Source organism: Bacteroides sp. L008, assembly GCF_040812255.1.
Classification (GTDB): Bacteria; Bacteroidota; Bacteroidia; order Bacteroidales; family Bacteroidaceae; genus Bacteroides; species Bacteroides vicugnae.
Window position 1 is genome coordinate 4,732,648 of sequence record NZ_JBFNXO010000001.1, and the last position, 19,288, is coordinate 4,751,935.

At 42.0% G+C, this 19,288-nt stretch carries 12 protein-coding genes; 2 read left to right on the plus strand and 10 right to left on the minus strand.

The window, feature by feature from the left end; genetic code table 11:
- Positions 1-84 precede the first annotated feature (84 nt).
- Together AB3G73_RS18340 and AB3G73_RS18345 are read right to left on the minus strand one after the other, a co-directional pair.
- Complete coding sequence (locus tag AB3G73_RS18340; protein ID WP_367745324.1) at positions 85-2,721, minus strand: family 78 glycoside hydrolase catalytic domain; 2,637 nt, start codon at positions 2,719-2,721, stop codon at positions 85-87.
- Positions 2,722-2,846: 125 nt separating this feature from the next.
- Complete coding sequence (locus AB3G73_RS18345) at positions 2,847-3,857, minus strand: LacI family DNA-binding transcriptional regulator (protein ID WP_148365493.1); 1,011 nt, start codon at positions 3,855-3,857, stop codon at positions 2,847-2,849.
- Between the two features lie 187 nt (positions 3,858-4,044).
- On the opposite strand from AB3G73_RS18345, the gene AB3G73_RS18350 reads away from it, so the two are divergent.
- Entirely contained in the window at positions 4,045-4,686 is a 642-nt protein-coding gene (locus AB3G73_RS18350) for a carbohydrate-binding family 9-like protein (protein WP_148365494.1), read from the plus strand.
- A gap of 132 nt (positions 4,687-4,818) precedes the next feature.
- Here the strand turns inward: AB3G73_RS18350 and lpxA are convergent, their stop codons facing one another.
- The 6 genes from lpxA to AB3G73_RS18380 form a co-directional block, all read right to left on the minus strand.
- On the minus strand, positions 4,819-5,589 hold the full coding sequence (gene lpxA, locus AB3G73_RS18355; protein ID WP_148365495.1) for an acyl-ACP--UDP-N-acetylglucosamine O-acyltransferase: 771 nt from the start codon (positions 5,587-5,589) through the stop codon (positions 4,819-4,821).
- Positions 5,590-5,607: 18 nt separating this feature from the next.
- On the minus strand, positions 5,608-6,999 hold the full coding sequence (locus AB3G73_RS18360) for an efflux transporter outer membrane subunit (protein ID WP_148365496.1): 1,392 nt from the start codon (positions 6,997-6,999) through the stop codon (positions 5,608-5,610).
- A gap of 11 nt (positions 7,000-7,010) precedes the next feature.
- Positions 7,011-10,439 carry an efflux RND transporter permease subunit gene (locus tag AB3G73_RS18365; RefSeq protein WP_074558191.1) on the minus strand — a complete coding sequence of 1,143 codons (3,429 nt, stop codon included), beginning with the start codon at positions 10,437-10,439 and terminating at the stop codon, positions 7,011-7,013.
- Between the two features lie 16 nt (positions 10,440-10,455).
- Positions 10,456-11,631: an efflux RND transporter periplasmic adaptor subunit gene (locus AB3G73_RS18370; RefSeq protein WP_195648963.1), complete on the minus strand. Its 1,176-nt coding sequence runs from the start codon at positions 11,629-11,631 to the stop codon at positions 10,456-10,458.
- Between the two features lie 181 nt (positions 11,632-11,812).
- Positions 11,813-14,920 (minus strand): glycoside hydrolase family 2 TIM barrel-domain containing protein, encoded by a 3,108-nt coding sequence (locus AB3G73_RS18375; protein ID WP_367745325.1) that lies wholly within the window; start codon positions 14,918-14,920, stop codon positions 11,813-11,815.
- A 337-nt stretch (positions 14,921-15,257) separates the two neighbouring features.
- A complete protein-coding gene (locus tag AB3G73_RS18380) occupies positions 15,258-15,602 on the minus strand; it encodes a hypothetical protein (RefSeq protein ID WP_234131672.1) in 345 nt (114 codons plus the stop codon).
- Between the two features lie 357 nt (positions 15,603-15,959).
- On the opposite strand from AB3G73_RS18380, the gene AB3G73_RS18385 reads away from it, so the two are divergent.
- On the plus strand, positions 15,960-17,033 hold the full coding sequence (locus AB3G73_RS18385) for an IS110 family transposase (RefSeq protein ID WP_367745326.1): 1,074 nt from the start codon (positions 15,960-15,962) through the stop codon (positions 17,031-17,033).
- Between the two features lie 314 nt (positions 17,034-17,347).
- On the opposite strand, the gene AB3G73_RS18390 is transcribed toward AB3G73_RS18385, so the two are convergent.
- Together AB3G73_RS18390 and AB3G73_RS18395 are read right to left on the minus strand one after the other, a co-directional pair.
- Positions 17,348-18,538, minus strand: coding sequence for a site-specific DNA-methyltransferase (locus AB3G73_RS18390; RefSeq protein ID WP_234131671.1), 1,191 nt, complete (start codon positions 18,536-18,538; stop codon positions 17,348-17,350).
- A complete protein-coding gene (locus tag AB3G73_RS18395; protein WP_234131670.1) occupies positions 18,510-19,142 on the minus strand; it encodes an ApaLI family restriction endonuclease in 633 nt (210 codons plus the stop codon). Before AB3G73_RS18395 ends, AB3G73_RS18390 begins: the two co-directional genes overlap by 29 nt.
- Positions 19,143-19,288 lie beyond the last annotated feature (146 nt).

The window sequence follows — 19,288 nt, forward strand, 5'->3', positions numbered from 1 at the left end:
CTGTATTTTTATAGTATTACATAACGGTCTCATTTTTACTTCTTTGTGTATATCTGTATTAAAACCTCCTTTCTTTTATTTCCATTAAAACGTGAGTTGATGTTCTCCTGACCCTAAATCTATCTTTCTACCATTACATTCTATTGTTGCATTCGTATTGACTGGGATCGTGACTTTGAGAATCACCTGTTCTTCTTTACGTTCCCATTCAGAACGGATGATTCCATTTACAGATTTATATTCGGCTTTTACCCAGTCAAGACCTTTTACGAAATGAGGTTGGATAAGAATATGTTTGAATCCGGGTTCCTGTTCATCATAATTAATGCCTGCCAATACATTGTACATCCATGCATTAATGTCTCCAAGAAACATGTGATTTACAGAGGCGTCTCTAAACTCCGGTGAAAGTATCCATGTTTCTGCCAGTGTAGTGAAACCTTGTTTTATCCAGTTACCCCAAGATGGAGCTTCTTCTTGTGTGGCCATCTGGTATGCTAAGTCAGCATATCCATATTTGGAAAGCATCCGCAGGACTGTTTTACTGCCTAAAACTCCAAAATCGAGCAGATTATTATTGGCTTTTATCATTGTAGAAAGATTATCTGCAACCTGCTGTTCGTATTCTTTAGGAACGATTCCAAGGTATAAGGCGACTCCTTGTGCCGCTTGCGATCCATTGGCATAAATAGCTTTGGATGTATCGAAGTATTTGTGATTGATAAGCAATTTCAATTCTTCTGCTTTCTTTGTATAACTACTGCCATCTTTTCCTATGAGCTCTGCAAATTTAGCCATATACAGATTGTCTAAATAATAATAACAGGTAGTGGTGAATTCTGTAGGGGTTTGTGTCTTATGGAATACCCAGTCACCAATTCCGTAAGTTACAGTTCCTTCCACATCTTCGCGTCCTGCAAGGTAATTAAGGTATTTAGTACATACAGGCCATAGTTTTTCGATGCTTCTTGTATCTCCATAATAGTGGTAAATTGCCATAGGTACGATAAACATGGCAGCATCCCATACAGGACCTATCCAGTCATCATAGCCCCATCCGGAACTCGGAATGATTCCCGATATACGTCCTTCTTCATTTTGATTATCAATCATATCATCCAGCCATTTTTCATAGAAAGTAATGCCATCGAAGTTTAATAATCCTAAATCCATTGTTATGTGTGCATCGGCAGTCCATCCATTTTTCTCTCGTTGGGGACAGTCAGTCGGGATACTCATCAGATTTGATAAGTATGATTGATTAGCAGCTTTCCATATTTTATTTAATAGTTCATTTGAACAACTGAATTTGCCAACAGGAGGAACAGCCGTATGTATGAATTGTGCGGTTAAGCTCTCTTTGGTAAGTTTCACAGGACGGTCTGAACGAACTTCTACATATTGAAATCCATGATATGTAAAATCTGGAATGAATGTACCTTGTTCTCCGTCCAATATATAAGTGTCTGTTTGAAAAGCGAGGCCAGGTAGTGGTTTGTAGTAAATATCTAAGTTGCGCATTTCCAAGCGTCCGTTATTTTTTAGCAATTCGCCGTGTTGCATACTGACTTTAGTGCCTTTCTCGCCATTAACAGAAAGAGTACAGACGCCTGACATATTAACTCCAAAATCGTATACATAGACTGTATCACCAAAAGAACGCATATTGATTGGAGTGATAAATTGTTCCGTTTCAATGGCAGGCATGTTTTGTGATACTAGTAGGGGAGAAGGGGCAGCTACCTGAATTGCATTTGTCCATTTAGAGTCATCAAAACCCGGTTTATTCCATCCGGCAATTGCAAGACGCGCATCATACGTATCGCCACTATAAATATTGTTTTGTATATAAGGACCGGTAGTCGCTTTCCAAGTAGAATCTGAGTGGATAGTTTGCTTTTCTCCATTTTTATATAATATCTCCATTTCGCAGATCATTCTTGAGCGGTTACGCCAGCGGGCTTGCTCATAGCTCCATGTTGCTACAGGAGCTGCTTCATTATAAAATCCGTTTCCAAGCACTGCAGATAGTACGTTTTCTCCTTTAAGCAGTAGGGGAGTTACATCGTATGTGTTATACAGATTTCTTTTATCATAATGAGTGAAACCCGGATTGAGATGTGAAGATGTTACTGATTCACCATTCAATGTCATTTTATAGTATGCAGCGGCACTTACATATAATCTTGCTTGCTGTATCTCATCTTGAGCGATAAATGACTTGCGCAACATGGGTGCTGGCATATAATCTTTATCATGATTATCAGTAATCCATGCTCCTGTCCAGTCACTTTGATTGAGTTGAGCTGTTTCAAAACTGGATATCGGAGAGGTAATCTTATGTCTCTTTGTTTTATCCCATGCTATTACTTGCCAATAATAACGAGTTCTGGATTTTAGTTTTTCTGATCCTTGATAGATCGCATGAGGAGTATTAGAGTAAATTGTGTCAGATTGCCAGCTATTATCGGATGGTTTTCCCAAGTCTTGTTCCCGAGTGGCTATATATAGCTGATAACTGTCTTGAGAAAACTCTTTTCCATCTTTATTATTGGTTGTGTAATTCCAGGTAAAACGCGGGGCTGGTGAATCAATACCGAGCGGAGCGACTTGGTATTCACATCGCATATTTTCAATATCAATATTGTTGCTGTTACATGCCCATACTAGTAGTCCTAATAGAGCCAGCATGTATTTTTCATTTTTAGTTTGGAACTTCATAATCCTGTTTCTTTTTGTTAATAATCAAGGAGTGTTTTTCTCTTTTGTTACATCTGTTAATTTAATATCATTATTTATTTTCACTAAACCGGTTAAGTAATCAGGGAAAAAATATAAAATGACGATTAAGGTAATGAACACGGCAGGACAAGTGTTTCTACTTCTTTCTTGCCATTGGAATTTTCAAGGCGATACTTAATATCGCCAAGTAGAATCCTTACTGCATTTTTCCCAATCTCTTCTATTGGCATCCTTGCAATGTTCATATTGGGGGCTAAGACACGGAATGCGGATACTCCATGAATACAAGCTAGTTCATATCCATTATTTATATTGATTCCTTTTTCATAAAAGTAGCGGAATGCTTCCAAAGCTAGAATGTGTGTTGTGAAAAAGAAACCATCTACATCAGGTACTTTGCCGAAGATCTGATCCAGTGCCTTGAAAACATTCTCTTCATAATCCACAAAAGTCACTTCTCCGTATAAATCAGGATCAACGGGTAGATTGGCCTCGATTAAAGCTCTGGCATATCCTTCCCGCCTCATATTCATTGTGCGGAGATGGGGATTAGTCGTGATAATAGCTATCTTGGATGCTCCATTGTCAATCATTCTTTTAACCAGTTCGTAGCTGCTTCCTTCGTTGTCAATAATGATATAGTTTGTCTGCATTTCGGGAAAGTAGCGGTCGAATAAGACTAGAGGATAGCCTTCTTTGACTAGATTCTGTATTTCAATTTTGGAAACTTTTGTGGGGGCTACTATAATCCCGTCCACTTGTTTCGCTTTGAACAATCGAATCATCCTGTTTTCTCTTTCTATTTCTGATTCAGAACTACAAATCATTAATGAATAGCCTTGTGCTTCTGCTTCCATTTCTATAGAACGGGCAACTTTGGAATAGAAGGAGTCTGTAATGTCTGGTATAATTAGTCCGATAGTGCCTGATATGCCTGTATTCAGACTTCTGGCCAATAAGTTTGGTTGGTAATTCAGTTGCTTGGCACATTGAAAGACTTTTTCCTGTGTAGCGAGACTAATGCCTTTTTCATCCCCTTTACCAGAAAGTACCCAAGAGACTGTAGTCTTGGATAATTTTAAGGTTTCTGCTATGTCTTTAAGGGATGTTTTCATAAATAGTATTTGTTTAATCGGTTAAGTGACGGCAAATATATAAAAAAATATCTCATTATATAATATTTGATATATATTTAACTAATAATTGCAATATGATAGGATAATTTGCAGTTTAAAAATAACATGGAAATAAGGTGTAAACCAAAGAAAGTAACTATATTTGTATCATTCAAACGAAAGATATATGAAAGTAAAGAAAATTAGTGCGGCTAACGTGGAGGCTTGTTCGCTTCCTAAATTATTCGATGAAGAGAAAATAGATTTTCAGCCGATCCAGTGTGTCAATTGGGCTGAATATCCTTACAAACCTAAAGTGAATTTTCGAATTGCTCACACACAGAACTCAATTTTACTACATTTTAAAGTGAAAGAGGAGAGTGTGCGTGCCAAGTACGGGGAGGATAATGGTTCTGTATGGACTGACTCCTGCGTGGAATTCTTTTCTATACCAGCAGGTGACGGGATCTATTATAATATAGAATGCAATTGCATCGGAACGATCTTGGTGGGTGCAGGTCCTGTCCGTAACAACCGGGAACATGCACCGAAAGAAGTGACTGCTCTTGTACAACGCTGGTCTAGTTTGGGTAATCAGCCTTTTGCAGAACGTATCGGTGAAACGGATTGGGAAGTGGCTCTTATTATTCCGTATTCTGTGTTCTTTAAGCATCAGATCGATTCGCTTGATGAAAAGGAGATAAAAGCTAATTTCTATAAGTGTGGAGATGAATTGCAGACTCCTCATTTCCTTTCATGGAATCCGATAGAGATTCAACAGCCGGATTTTCACCGTCCTGATTTCTTCGGTACTTTGGAATTTGAATAATGAATTGAATCTCTGGATTGAAAGATAAATCACCAGAGCATCATCTACCTATAAAAGCGTCATCCATCTATAAATAAGAAGGGTGACGCTTTTCTTTGAGCATCACCCTTTCTTTATAGTAAGTTCTTTTGTCTATTTCACAATCCCTCTTTCCGAGCTCTTTACGAAATTTACAATGTTCTCAATCTCTTCACTCATAGGAACCTGATCGACAATCTTTTGTACAGCATCCTGAACACTGAAATTACCCTGATAAATCAAACGGTATGCATTGGCGATGTGGCGGAGGATTCTTTCTGATGTATTGTGATGTTGGGAAAGAACTACAGCGTTCACACCGTGATATGCTACAGGATTTCCGGACATAATAACATAGGGAGGTACATCCTTGGATATACGGCACCCACTTTGTACCAGTGTCCAGCTACCTATGTGACAATATTGGTGCAGGGTTACATTACCGCTTAGAATAACGCAGTCATCTAACGTACATTCTCCTGCGATGGTAGTACCTATACCTACTACACAGTTATTGCTGATTTGTACATCATGGCAGAGATGTACTTTATCCATCAGGTAGTTTCCGTTTCCAATTTTGGTAGCATTACCGGCAAACGTAGCGCGGCTGATTACTACATTCTCACGAATATCGTTGTTGTCACCGATAATCAGGCTACTGTCTTCTCCTGTATAGTGGAAATCTTGCGGTTCCGCTCCCAAAACAGCGTTCTGATGTACCTTGTTTCCTTTTCCCATTCTAGTACCTTTCAGGATACTGGCGTAGGACATGATGACACAGTCATCTCCGATTTCCACATTCTTTTCAATGTAGGCAAAAGGCTGGACTGTTACGTTCTTGCCTAACTTTGCTTCAGGGTCTACATAAGCTAACGGACTAATCATAATAGTATATGTTTAAAGTTATTCTTCTCTTCCACCACCCAATGCCTGGTAAAGGCTTACTACGGCCTGCATCTGATCAAAGCAATCGGAAACCTGAGAGATTTGTGCACTCAGGTAAGACTGTTGTGCTGACAGTACTTCCAGATAGGTTGAGGTCCCTAAGTTAAACAATTCTTTTGTATCTTCCGAAGCTTTCTTTGCAGATTCTACCTGCATTTGGCGTGATTCTACTTTTTCACTGGTCTTTTGGTATAAACTTAGCGCATTGCTGACCTCACTTCCGGCATTCAGAAGTGTTTGTTGGAAGGATAGTTTAGCTTGTTCCTCCTGTGCTTTCGCTGCTTTCAGCCGGGCAATGTTCTGTCCCCGGTAGAATAGAGGCTGCGTAAGTGAACCAATGGCGGAAGCCAACAGCTTTCCCGGATTGATAATTGCGCTACCGGCACTGTTGGTCCATCCGGCAGAGCCGCTAAGCGTGATTTGCGGATAGAATGCGGCACGTGCCGAATTAGTATTGTAATAGCAGCTTGCCAATGACATTTCAGCAGCTTTTACGTCCGGACGGTTGGATAGCAACTGGATAGGTACACCTGCGGAAAGTTCCGTCGGAAGTACTTGTGCCTCCAATACGCCACGTTTGATGGCGTGCGGAGCTTCGCCCAAGAAAGTAGACAGGGCATTTTCCGTCTCACGTATGCTTTGTTCAATGTCCGGAATAGTGGCAAGTACCTGCGCGTAAGCAGCCTTGCTCTGTTCTACACCGGCCGAATTGATATTGTACATAGCAGAGTTTTTCATCGCTTCCATTGTTTCGGCATTCTGTTTCAGAATTTCAGCTGTGGCTTTGGTTATTTCCAGCTGGCGGTCTAACATCATTAATGTATAATACATATTGGCGATGTTGGAGACAACCTGTGTCTGCACAGCCTGACGGTAAGCTTTCACTTGCTTCAGAGTAACTTGTGCATTTCGTTTGGAGTTGAGCAACTGACCGAACAAGTCGATCTGCCAGCTAGCTGTAACGGGCAATGAGTACGTTTTTGTTGCTGCGTTTTTATCAAAACTACTGATTGTTCCTTGCGGTGATAACCCCAGTGACGGAGCATAAGCCAGACGTGCAGACATCAGGGATGCTTCTGCTGCTTTCACATTCTGAGCGGCCGACAAGAGGTCAGTGTTTTGTTTCAGTCCCGCTTCGATGAGAGACTGGAGTTGCGGGTCGGTGAAGACTTCTCTCCACGGCAGATTACCGAAGTTGGCTGTATCCGAAACCAGTGTATCATTATTCGCTACCGGATCGCGATACAGGCCGGAAGTGGTGATATCTTCGGGTCTGTCATACGACTTATAGATGTGGCAGCTGCTCAAGAGAGCAGTTGCACACAACATATATAGAATCTGTTTCTTCATATCGAATTTCATTATTTAGCGTATTGTTCAATCTCTGTTACAGCATCTGTATTGTCAATATCTTCCCATTCCATCGGTTTTACTTTCTCTTGCAGATATTGGAAGATTACGAACAAGGCAGGAACGATGAAAATCTGGCAAATCATACCGATCAACATACCACCGATAGAAGCAGTACCCAGTGTACGGTTACCGTGAGCACCTACACCAAAGGCAAACATCAACGGAAGCAATCCGACTACCATTGCCAATGATGTCATCAGGATCGGGCGGAGACGGGCACCGGCGCCCAATACGGCTGCCCATGTGATACTCATACCCATCTTGCGGCGGTCAAGGGCGAACTCTACAATCAGGATGGCATTTTTCGCCAACAGACCCATCAACATGATCAACGCAATCTGCATATAGATATTGTTGGACATTGTCCCCAGAATCATCTTCAACATCGAGATATTACCGATAGCACTTACTCCGTTCACAAACAGGAAGCTGCCTAGCAGACCGAACGGAACGGACAATAATACGGCTAACGGAAGTATGTAACTTTCGTATTGTGCACTCAGCAACAGATAAACGAATACGAAGCAGAGGATGAAAATCAATCCGGTAGCGCTTCCACTGCTCTGAGCTTCTTCACGCGCCATACCACCCAACTCGTAGGTGTAACCGGTCGGAAGATTCTGCTTGGCTACTTCTGCCAGCGCAGCCAATGCCTGTCCGGATGTATAACCACTGGCAGGAGCCACCATCACTTTCATGGAAGTGTAAAGGTTGAAGCGGCTGATGATATCCGGGCCATACACTTTATCAATCGTAATGAATTGAGAGATAGGAGCCATTTCACCGGCACTGTTACGAACCTTGATATTCTTCAAAGATTCCAGATTCTTACGTGATAACGGGTCCGACTGAATCATTACACGATACATCTTACCAAAACGGTTGAAGTTGGATGCATACAGACCACCATAATATCCTTGCATAGTGGTAAGGATGTCGCTCGGGCTGATGCCTGCCTTCTTACAAGCTGCCGCGTCAATATCAATCATATATTGCGGGAAGTTCGGGTTGAACGTTGTTTTGGCAGAATTGATTTCAGGGCGGGCTTCCAGTGCGGCGGTATAGTCGTTGACTACATCGAAGAACTTGTTCAAGTCACCGCCCGTCTTATCCTGCATATTCACCTCAATATCCGTAGATGCTGAATAACCCGGGATCATCGGCGGAGCAAAGAACAACACCTGTGCTTCCTTGATGATCTTCTGTGCACGCATATATAAGGACCCCACCACAACGTCAGAGTTTTGTATCATCGAACGTTCATCCCAATCTTTCAGTTTGATGATGAAAGAACCGTAGGACGGTCCCTGTCCACCGATGAAACTGAAACCGGAAATCAATGTGCGCGAAGATACGGCCGGATCAGCGGCAATCAGGCTGTCTACACGTGCCAGAATCTCTTCCGAGCGGTCTTGTGACGTGCCCGGCGGCAAAGTCACAGCTCCCATCAGTGTACCGGTATCTTCGTTGGGCACCATACCTGTCGGAGTGGTGTTCATGAAGAACATAAGCAATACAATAGAAGCAACGACCAACCCCATGGACAACCATTTCTTCTGGATGAAGAACAGTACGTGCTTTTTATATCGTTTCAGGATAGATTCATAGGTATCGTTGAATCTGTTCTTGAATTTATTCGTGCTCATTCCGATTAGTGCCAAAATACTAAGAAGTATGAGGATGGCGGTAATCACCGGATTGATACTGAAGAATCCGAAAATCATACCGAGAATGGCAACAAGTGTGAATGTGAGTGTGATTCCCGGATGCAACATCTTTCCGATTGCTTCGGTATATCTGTTTATCATTGTTGTATGAGCCGTCTTGTAGGCTGTTTTCATACGCTCCTTCAATGGAGGAACTTCTTCGGAACCTTCCTGCTTGTGCGGTTTCAGAAGAACGGCACACAAGGCGGGGCTTAATGTCAAAGCGTTCAGAGCGGACAGACCGATGGCGATGGCCATAGTCATACCAAATTGGCGATAGAATGTTCCCGCCGTTCCACCCATGAAACTTACCGGGATAAATACGGCCATCATGACCAGTGTAATGGATACGATAGCACCGCCCAATTCGTTCATTGCGTCGATGGAAGCCAGACGGGCGGAAGTATAGCCTTGGTCTAGCTTGGCGTGTACACCCTCGACGACCACAATGGCGTCATCGACCACAATGGCGATGGCGAGTACAAGCGCACATAACGTCAGCAAGTTCAAACTGAATCCTACTAAGGACAGGATAAAGAATGTACCGATAAGAGCTACCGGGATGGCGATGGTCGGAATCAATGTAGAACGTAAGTCCTGCAGGAAGATATATACTACGATAAATACCAGGATAAATGCCTCGATCAATGTTTTCAATACCTCATGGATAGAAGCGAACAAGAAGTCGTTGGCATTCATGGATACGTTTATCTTCAAACCGGCAGGCAGTGATTTGGACGCTTCATCCAGCAACACCTGAATGTCGCTGATGGTTTGTGTCGCATTTGTTCCTGCCATCTGATAAACGATACAGGTTACAGCCTTATGTCCGTTTACACGGTTGGTAAAGTTGTATCCCAAACGGTCCAGTTGGATTTCTGCAATATCGTTCAGGCGAAGCACTTCACCGTCGGGCAAAGATTTGATGACGATATTTTCGAATTCCTCCGGTTGTTGCAGACGTCCTTTGTAGCGGATGGTATATTGGAAAGTCTGGTTGCTGCGTTCACCGAATTGTCCCGGAGCAGCTTCCACGTTCTGTTCTGCCAAGGCTGCGGATACGTCGCCCGGAACCAGCTTGTATTGCGCCATTACGTCCGGACGTAGCCAGATACGCATAGAGTAGTCCTGTCCCATCACAGAGGCATCACCCACACCCGGTACACGCTGAACTTGCGGAATCAGGTTGATCTTAGCATAGTTTTCGATAAATGATTCTGTATATGTATCACTTTCGTCGTAAAGAGAGAACACCACTAGCATGGAAGTCTGGCGTTTCTGAGTTGTCACACCGACTTTGGTTACTTCGGCAGGCAGTAATCCCTGTGCCATAGAAACACGGTTCTGCACGTTAACGGCAGCCATATCCGGGTCTGTTCCCTGTTTAAAATAGATGGATATATCACCTGCACCGGTGTTGGATGCGTTGGAGGTCATATACATCATATTTTCCACACCATTGATTTGTTCCTCTAGCGGGGCAATCACGGAATTCAATACGGTCGACGCGCTGGCACCCGTATAAGTGGCCCTTACCGATACGGTAGGAGGCGCAATGTCCGGATACTGGGTGATTGGCAGTGTTGCCAGTCCGATAGCACCCAGAATGACTATCAAAATAGAAATAACCGTTGATAGTACCGGACGGTTAATAAATTTATCTAACTTCATACGATTATCTAAATTATTAATTGAAAGCTGTAGCTAAATTACCATCGTGCTGGTCTTTCAAATGCTGTTGATAGTTCGCTTCTTTTTGAGCAGGTGTGATAGGCTGTATGCTCTGGCCATCTTTCAGACTCTGCACGCCTTCGATTACAATTTTATCTCCAGGATTCAGACCTGAAGTTACGAGATATTCTTTTCCGTTGTCTAGATTGAAGATCTTGATTTCTGTATATTTCACCGTGTTATCCGGTTGCAAAACGTAAACGAACTTCTTATCCTGAATTTCTACTGTTGCTGATTGCGGTATCGTAATCACATTTTCCATCGTGTAAGGAATCAGTACGTTTGCTGTTCCGCCACTGCGTAAGATGTGTTCTTTGTTCGGGAAAAGGGCACGCATACTTACCGAACCGGTTGACTGGTCGATCACTCCTGTAATTGCGTCTACTTTACCCTCGATGCTGTACTCTGTACCGTCGATCAGCTGCAATTTGATAGCTGGAATTTTGCTGATTTCTTCTTTGATAGTACCTCCGGTTTTAGTCATGGCCAACAGCTCTTTTTCTGTCATGGAGAAATATACATATACTTCATCAATTTCAGAAACAGTAGTCATCGGAGTAGAGATGGAAGGGCTTACCAATGCTCCCAGACGATACGGAATATCGTTGATTACACCGTCAGAAGGACTCTTCACTTGGGTGAAAGAGAGATTCTGCTGTGCAGTGGTAAGCTGTGCTTTTGCTTGTGCCAGTTGTGCCTGTGATTGCGCCAGCGTATTTTCTGCCATTGACAAGTCGTAGTCACTGATGATGTTCTTCTTGTTAAGCTCACGCTTATTGTCTACCGTCATTTGTTGAGTGCTGACAGCAGCTTCGGCTGTAGCAACGGCAGCTTTTGCTGTGCGCACTGCAGCTTCGTATTGTGTAGGATCAACAATGAACAATACTTGTCCCTTACGGACAGTTGCTCCTTCATCCACGCATAGTTTCGTGATGAAACCCGATACCTGCGGACGGATTTCTACGTCTTGTTTACCTTTGATTGTAGCCGGATAGGCAGTTGTTAAATGGGCAGTCGTCTTTTGTAACTCTTGTACTGCATATTCAGGAACCTTTCCTGTTCCATTGCCCTTATTGCCACAACTAGACAAGAGGGCTACGCAAAATGCAAATAAAACAATTCTACTTTTCATACTTATAAATATCTGTTTTTTAATTTAATGCGTTTGTTCCCAGTGTGCTGTTCATTCATATAGTCAAGGGTTTTAAGGAAGAAAAGCCGGAAACTAATTTAGGCAAATTAGTTTCCGGCTGCAAAAGTACTTTAAATTCGGTATTCTTGTTCTCTGATACCGTGTTTTTTAACTATGTTTTTTACTTTAGTTTATGATATACAGGAGTCATAATAAAACTTAACTCATAATCTTGGTAAGGAAGACGGTATTTTTCCAGTGGTATAGCTCCCCAACTGTTGACACAGGCAAGACCAGCTTGCGCCTTGTCGATACAGAAATTGGTGAAGTCCGCCTTTTCTACTTCCGGTGAGTGACGCTGGTCTTTACCGTCACCGTCATCCAATGATTCGATGGTATAATTCAGTGCAGAAGCAGAGAAAGGAGCATCCGATACGAATTGTAGTCCGTTGCCGCTGATATTCAGAAGTCTCCACCAACGGATGTCCGTTTTTGTTCCGGTTTCCTGCGGGCGGATGTAAGGATAGAATTGTTCTTCTACCGTTTGGCGGTATTTGCCCAACATGGCTCCGTGGTTACGGTCGGCATAGTTCTCTCCCGGACCACGGCCGTAGTATTCTACCTCGTTGAAGTTGACAGGCATACGCATTTGCATACCGAAGCGGAACATTTCAGAAACCTTCTTGCTCTTGTCTGCCACCATCTTTTGAGTAACCTTCACTGCACCTTTATTATTAATGGTATAAGTCAGCGACAATGTTCCACCTATCGACTTCATGTCATATTCAGCACGAACCACTGCCTGATCGTTTTCAATCGCGTGTTTCAGAGAGGTCAGTTTCAGTTCCGGATTCTTCCATGCAGCGTATTTGTGTTGCAGTCCGGCTCCGAAATCATTGTCGGTCGGTGCACGCCAGAAGTTAGGAGTCAGTGCGCTGCCGTCTTCCATCATTTGCATACCGTTGACGTCGTAACGGCAGAGGTAACCGTCTTGTTTGTTGAAATCCATGGAGAAGTTCTCACCTTTCACGATCAGGTAATTGCGGTCGTTATCCAAAATATCGGGTACGATAACCGGAACGTTGGAAGCCTGTTGGTTTTCCAGTTTCAGTTCCGGTGCTTTGTAGTCGCGGATGCTTAACTGGTCGTAAGCGATAGTCGTTCCTGCCGGCAGCAGTGTTTCGGCAGCTTTCAGTTTGTAGCTCATATTGAGCAATAATTCCTTGCAAGGGCAGATATTCTTCACGTCAAACGGAATTTGCACTTTGACGGTTTGTTGGGGCGCAACTTTCAGGTCGGGCACGATGCCTGTTTGCACTACTTCCCCGTTTGCCAGTAATTGCCATTCCATATAGTATGCAGAGAGGTCGCGGAAGAAGTTCTCATTGAAAATATTGATTTCACCTTTGGCAAGATCCGCAGGAGTAGTCCATATATCCTGATAGAAATAAGCAACTTCATAAGCATGTGGATTAGGCACGCGGTCGGGGCTGATTAGGCCGTTGTCGTTGAAGTTGTTGTCCGAAGCGTCGTATTTGTTGAAATCGCCGCCATAACCATAGATACTCACTCCGTCTTTATTTTTCCAGTGGCAGGATTGATCTACGAAGTCCCAAATAAATCCACCCTGATATTTCGGATATTTACGGATGATGTCCCAGTATTCTTTGAATCCGCCTTCCGAATTACCCATTGCGTGTGCATATTCGCATTGGATTAACGGTTTCTGGATATTACCTTCACTATATTTGATACAAGCGTTGTAGTCATAATACATTGGGCAGAAAATATCGGTGAATTCGCTGGTTCCTGCCTGTTCGTATTGTACGGCACGCGTCTTGTCTTCGTTCTTGATCCAAGTGTAGCATTTCTCAAAGTTCGGTCCCATGCCGGCTTCGTTACCCAGTGACCAGAAGATGATAGACGGATGGTTGTATCCGCGTTGTACATTGCGTTGGTTACGTTCCATGTGAGCTTTGGCATAACTCGGGTTCTTTGCCAGTGTCTGATCGCCGTAACCCATTCCGTGAGATTCTACATTGGCCTCGGCCACTACATACAGACCATATTGGTCACAAAGGTCATACCAACGGTTGTCGTCCGGATAATGGCAGGTACGCACAGCGTTGATGTTCAGTTCTTTCATCACTTTGATATCCTGTAGCATACGTTCGAGAGAAACGACATAACCACCGTCCGGGTCTATTTCGTGACGGTCGGCTCCTTTGAAGAGTACCGGTTGTCCGTTTACGAGTATCTGTCCGCCTTTCAGCTCAATCTTGCGGAAACCTACTTTAACGGGGATTACTTCTACTACATTATTGCCGTTTTTCAGTGTAGCGGTCAGCGTGTAGAGGTTAGGTGTCTCGGCAGTCCATTTAGCCGGATTAGAGACAGACAAGGTTGTATTTAATTTGCCCGAACCCTTCAAGTTGGCAGTCGCTACACTGTTGCCTTGAGTATCTGTCAAGTTTAAAGCTACTGTGCCGCTTCCTTTCAGGTCAACGGCTATATTCAGCATACCGTCTTTATATTGGCTGTCCAGATCGGGAGTGATACGAATGTCCTGAATGTATTTTTTGTCGCGTGCGTAGAGATAACAGTCACGTCCTACGCCGGAGTAGCGGAAGAAGTCCTGATCTTCCAGATAACTGCCGTCGCACCAGCGGAATACTTGGAAAGCGATCACGTTTTTACCCGGTTTCAGATAGTTGGTCAGGTTGAATTCAGCTTCCAGTTTACTGTCTTCGCTATATCCTACGTAGCGTCCGTTCACCCAAAGGTACATATTGGAAGTTACCGAGCCGAAATGTGCAAAAATCTCTTTGCCTTTCCAGTCGGCGGGAAGGATGATTTCTTTGCGGTAAGAGCCTACATGATTGTTTTCTGTCGGCACCTGCGGAGGATTGTTTTTGAATTGGCTTCTCCATGCATATCCTACGTTGACGTAGATAGGATCACCGTAACCGTTCAATTCCCAAACGCCGGGCACCTGAAGGTCGTCCCAACCTTTGTCGTTGAAATTAGTTTGATAGAAGTCAGTCGGGCGTGCATCTGCATGTCTCACCCAGTTGAATTTCCAAGGACCGTTCAGGGTCATGAAATTCGTTGAATTTTCTTTGATGCCGGCTTTAGCTTCATCAGCCGATGCGTAAGCAAAGTAATTAGCGTGCATGGCGGAGCGGTTTACGGAATTCACTTCCGGGTCTTTCCACTCATTGAAGCTTTGTGCTTGAATTGCTGTCAGTCCCAATGCAGCCAAGCAGCAAGAGAGTAGTTGTTTCTTCATGGGTTTTTTGTATTAGGTTTGAATTTCGGGAGTCAAAGATAGGGAATATTTTATTCAGTGTAGGGCTAATTATCATTCAATTAGGATTCGTTTTTAATAAATTAGCTAGAAAATAGAGTATTTTACTGACTCTGGTGTGTAAAAGACGAATGTATAGGTCTGTATATGTGGAAAAGATGGAATGGTGAAATGAAAGAAGAGGATGCCGATTGAGATATTGGGGTATCAGGGGTAGGGAAGGCATTCTCTTCGAAGATAGGCCGGAAGGGTTACTTTCACAAGCAATCTTTCTGTTTGCTATCTCCTATTATATATAGGTAAGGGTTATGAATCTGGATTATTCCATATCTTCTTTGGTTCGCAGACTGACTAACTCTGTCCACTTAATGATACTTAAGTCGAACCCTCCTTTCTCCAAGTATTGGAGGGCGGTTCTAAAATGGCGGATCACTTTTTCGGCATCATTTGTTGTTCTATACTCAAGTTCTCCAAGTGCATATTCAAGACGTGCCATTTGGATGTAATCTAATAAGGTATAGTTTTCGTCAACGGATAAAGTTGAAAGATAGTTCAGCAGGTCGGATGCTTTTTCTCGTTCTTCATCTGATAAGTTGGAGATGGGGCGGCGCGCGATAGGGTGCTGCATTAATAGAATAATGTTTTCTTTCAGGTCGTCGTACATATCTTTGTTATGTTTGTCGCATCATTTCCCTGTGGTGCGCGGTTAAAAAAAGAGAGCTCTAAGTTTGCAGTCAATAGATAAGAGGTCGGAAATTTATTTTAAAAAAGTCAAGCGCGACGGATAATTACCTCCGCATCTTACCAGAAAAATATCAGTCTTATTATCTTTGTCGTATTAAGATAAAGACTGATAGGCGGGAAGAGGATACCATAAAAGAGAAAGCACTTGAGGCTACCCCACGTAACGGGCTCTCTCCGCCAAGCTGCAAAGCTCCGATAGAATATCAAGGTTGCGAGCCTATTTAGAGTTTAGAGTTCAAACAGCTTTTACCAGTCTTAAAATAAACACAGCAAAAATATGAAAAAATTATTTATTGGAATTGATTTTTCAAAAGAGAAACTTGACGCGACGATAATTCTCGCGTGTGGCATGAACGAAATAGGTTCCCGTGAGTACGGATGTTTCCCAAACAACAATACAGGCTACCGCAAGCTCTGTAATTGGGTTAAAACCAACGCTTGGGATACTATTTCCAGTGAATGGTTATTCTGTGGTGAAGACACGGGGTCATGCAGTATAGGACTGAGCAAATGGCTTTACGTAAAAGGATATGACATATGGATTGAGAACGCTTATAACATAAAACACAGCAGTGGAATTCAACGTGTGAAAAACGATAAGGCGGACTCTGCAATCATTGCTGAATATGCATGGAGACAACAGGACAAGGCTGTACCCTTTGAACCATTAAATGAATCCCTGGCACAACTACGGGAGGTCTTCCTGTACCGGCATAAGCTAGTGGGGCAGAGAGTGGCAATGGAATTACGCAAAGAGGACAAATCACAATCAAACAAATCAAAAGCAATATCCTTCATCAACCGCAAGAGTAAACACCTGATCGACGAGATAAACAAAGCAATTGCCGAATGCGATAAGATGATTGATAACATTATAGAGGCTGATGAGGAACTGAAAGAAAATTATGCGATTATAACATCAATCAAAGGCGTAGCCAGACAAAACGCAACCTGCATGTTGGTCTACACAAACAACTTCAAGAAATTCGGATATGACCCCAGAAAGATTGCATGCTATTATGGAGTCGCACCCTTCGGAAAACAATCAGGAACTAGCGTAAATACACCTGCTCATACAAGCCATTTTGCAAATAAACTTATCAAATCATTATTGGGACAAGCGGCGCATATAGCCAAGATATATAATCCTGAAATCAGAGATTACTATCAACGATTGATCAACAAAGGGAAGAAACCACAAGTGGCTTTAAACAATGTAAAGAACAAACTCATACGGATCATAGTCGCACTAGTCAGGAAGAAAGTACCATATGATCAAAATACATATAAATATTATGAAGAACGAGAAGTAATGAAGGAGAAAAAGAACGAGAAGTTAATTTATTGTTAAACAGAATTAGATATTAGGATATTAGCATAGAATACGTGGAAAACTACCACTGTATGCCAACCATAGGCTCGGCAAAGACCCTCCGCGACATAAGTGATAGTCCCACGCCCATTGGGTATATAAACAAATTATATGCAGAAGTGTGCGCGAGACCTGACATCACTTATTGCCATTCGCGGTAAATTTTTGCCGAATTTATGGTTGAATGCAATAAATAACCGTTCTCAATAACATGTTCCTCTCTACGTATGAAAGGAAACCGCAACAAAAGTAGCAATAAATATCTATAAAGCAAGTAATCTTGTTTTATAATTTCATAGATAGTTCTGAATCATCTGTGCTTGCAGTGTTTTTATTACTCTTATTTTGCAAGGGCTATTTTCTATCTTATCCAGTAAATCACCAGCTTCAGTCTGAACAATAATCACCTCTAAACACTTTTGTTTATTATATAGTTTGTTTATTTTTGCTAGTAGAAAGTTTGCAGAATCAAACTCTCTTTGAATTATAATAGGAGTCAGACTTTCTTTTAAAAAACCATCAACAGTTGAATTACGCTGAACAGGGACCGCATTGATGTTTTTTAATATCTCCAATTCAAATTCAGTCTTCTCAATATAACTTCTCTCACCTTTTTTTAATAACTGAGACTCTGTAATAATCATTTTACAAAGACGCTGCTTGGATAAACTTACAGCATCTTCGGAAATATCTATCCCGATGTAGTTTCGTCCCATTGATTTCGCAGCTACACAAGTCGTTCCGCTTCCACAAAAAGGATCCAACACAATATCACTCTCATCAGTTGTGACTTCAATAATCTTTTTAAGAAGTGCAACTGGCTTTTGGGTAGGATATCCACAGCGCTCTTTGGCTTTGGGATTGAGAAACGGAATTTCCCATACATCAGATAAAGGGACACCTTTCTTGCTTGTTGGTTTTACGATTTCTCCATCTGCATTTCTCTTATAAACGGCTTTCCCAAATAGGTCTCTTTCTCTCTCTTGAAGAATTTGGTCAATGTTTGTTGTAGCAGAATAATCCGTATACAGCTTATTAAATTTAAAATTCTCACATTTTGAGTAAAAGAAAATTATTTGATGAGCGTTTTGAAGTCCGCTTTTAGAATTTGACCATCTCTTGTAAGTCCAAACAATTTCATTAACAAAGTTATCTTCGCCAAAAATTTCATCTAAAACGAAACGTAGATGATGAGAAGCCGTTTTGTCACAATGAAGTAACAATGAGCCATCATCTCGCAAAACTCGCTTACACTCAATTAAAGCCTCTTTTATCAGGCTTAAGTATTCATCCAACGATTTGTATTTATCGTCAAAAGAGTATATTTTATCGCGAGATGAATCAGTAAGCTTATGCTTTTTTTGAGTAAAAAAAGGAGGGTCAAGATAAACCATGTTAATACTTTGGGTGGCGATTCCTTTTAGTATTTCTCGGCAATCACCAAGCAAAATTGTATTAATCATTGTTGCTTGCAGTTCTCTCATAGGCAATTTCTTCTAAAACTTGTTTTAAGTCGATTCCTGTGTATCGTTTAACAAACTCCCATGCATAATCTCCTGCATAGTATTCACCGTTAACTCCACTGTAAAGAGTCTCGAGTGTTTCTTGAATCTTAATAGCTTGGGCTCTTTGAGGATAGTAGAACATAACACGGATGGGTGTAAAACCTGCTCCAGTGATAACCTTTACTCTAGTGTGTTCTTTTGTTATATGGTCGCCATCAGTTGTTGCGTCTCTCCACTTGATTTCAATGGCATCTGTACCATTAAGAAAATCTATCTCAAAAGTTTTAGGCTTTTGGCCTAAAGTATTAGGGATCTTAGTCTTGCATCCTTCTGGATAAACTTCGGTAAAACAAAGCGTTGTGGCTTCTTCCAAAAAAGAGCCGGCATACTTGTACAAGAAACGACCTGTATTTTGATATTCGTCGATAAGTTGGCCTTCTTCGTTAGAAATACCGAGAACACGATAAATCAAATAGTGTGACGTATCATCATCCTTCATTTCCTTTTTTCTCTGAGCGATTTGGGAATGAAGAGTCTTAGTATATTTGTCTGCCAGCTTCTTAATTTTATCTTTTATTGCCATATAAATACGATTAAAAATTAGATAAGGGAGCTTTCTAAGTTTGGCTGATACTCCCTCAATATGCAAAAGTACAAAAAAAAGCAAACCGCAAAGACTTTTTTGTTATTTAAGACTTTCTTTTTTCATGGGTATATAAACAGAATAAT

Excerpts from the sequence above, each read along its gene's own strand:
- lpxA (WP_148365495.1), bottom strand. The coding sequence starts at position 5,589 with ATGATTAGTCCGTTAGCTTATGTAGACCCTGAAGCAAAGTTAGGCAAG.
- AB3G73_RS18350 (WP_148365494.1), top strand. The coding sequence starts at position 4,045 with ATGAAAGTAAAGAAAATTAGTGCGGCTAACGTGGAGGCTTGTTCGCTT.
- AB3G73_RS18380 (WP_234131672.1), bottom strand. The coding sequence starts at position 15,602 with ATGTACGACGACCTGAAAGAAAACATTATTCTATTAATGCAGCACCCT.
- AB3G73_RS18395 (WP_234131670.1), bottom strand. The coding sequence starts at position 19,142 with ATGGCAATAAAAGATAAAATTAAGAAGCTGGCAGACAAATATACTAAG.
- AB3G73_RS18370 (WP_195648963.1), bottom strand. The coding sequence starts at position 11,631 with ATGAAAAGTAGAATTGTTTTATTTGCATTTTGCGTAGCCCTCTTGTCT.
- AB3G73_RS18365 (WP_074558191.1), bottom strand. The coding sequence starts at position 10,439 with ATGAAGTTAGATAAATTTATTAACCGTCCGGTACTATCAACGGTTATT.
- AB3G73_RS18340 (WP_367745324.1), bottom strand. The coding sequence starts at position 2,721 with ATGAAGTTCCAAACTAAAAATGAAAAATACATGCTGGCTCTATTAGGA.
- AB3G73_RS18385 (WP_367745326.1), top strand. The coding sequence starts at position 15,960 with ATGAAAAAATTATTTATTGGAATTGATTTTTCAAAAGAGAAACTTGAC.
- AB3G73_RS18390 (WP_234131671.1), bottom strand. The coding sequence starts at position 18,538 with ATGAGAGAACTGCAAGCAACAATGATTAATACAATTTTGCTTGGTGAT.
- AB3G73_RS18375 (WP_367745325.1), bottom strand. The coding sequence starts at position 14,920 with ATGAAGAAACAACTACTCTCTTGCTGCTTGGCTGCATTGGGACTGACA.
- AB3G73_RS18360 (WP_148365496.1), bottom strand. The coding sequence starts at position 6,999 with ATGAAGAAACAGATTCTATATATGTTGTGTGCAACTGCTCTCTTGAGC.
- AB3G73_RS18345 (WP_148365493.1), bottom strand. The coding sequence starts at position 3,857 with ATGAAAACATCCCTTAAAGACATAGCAGAAACCTTAAAATTATCCAAG.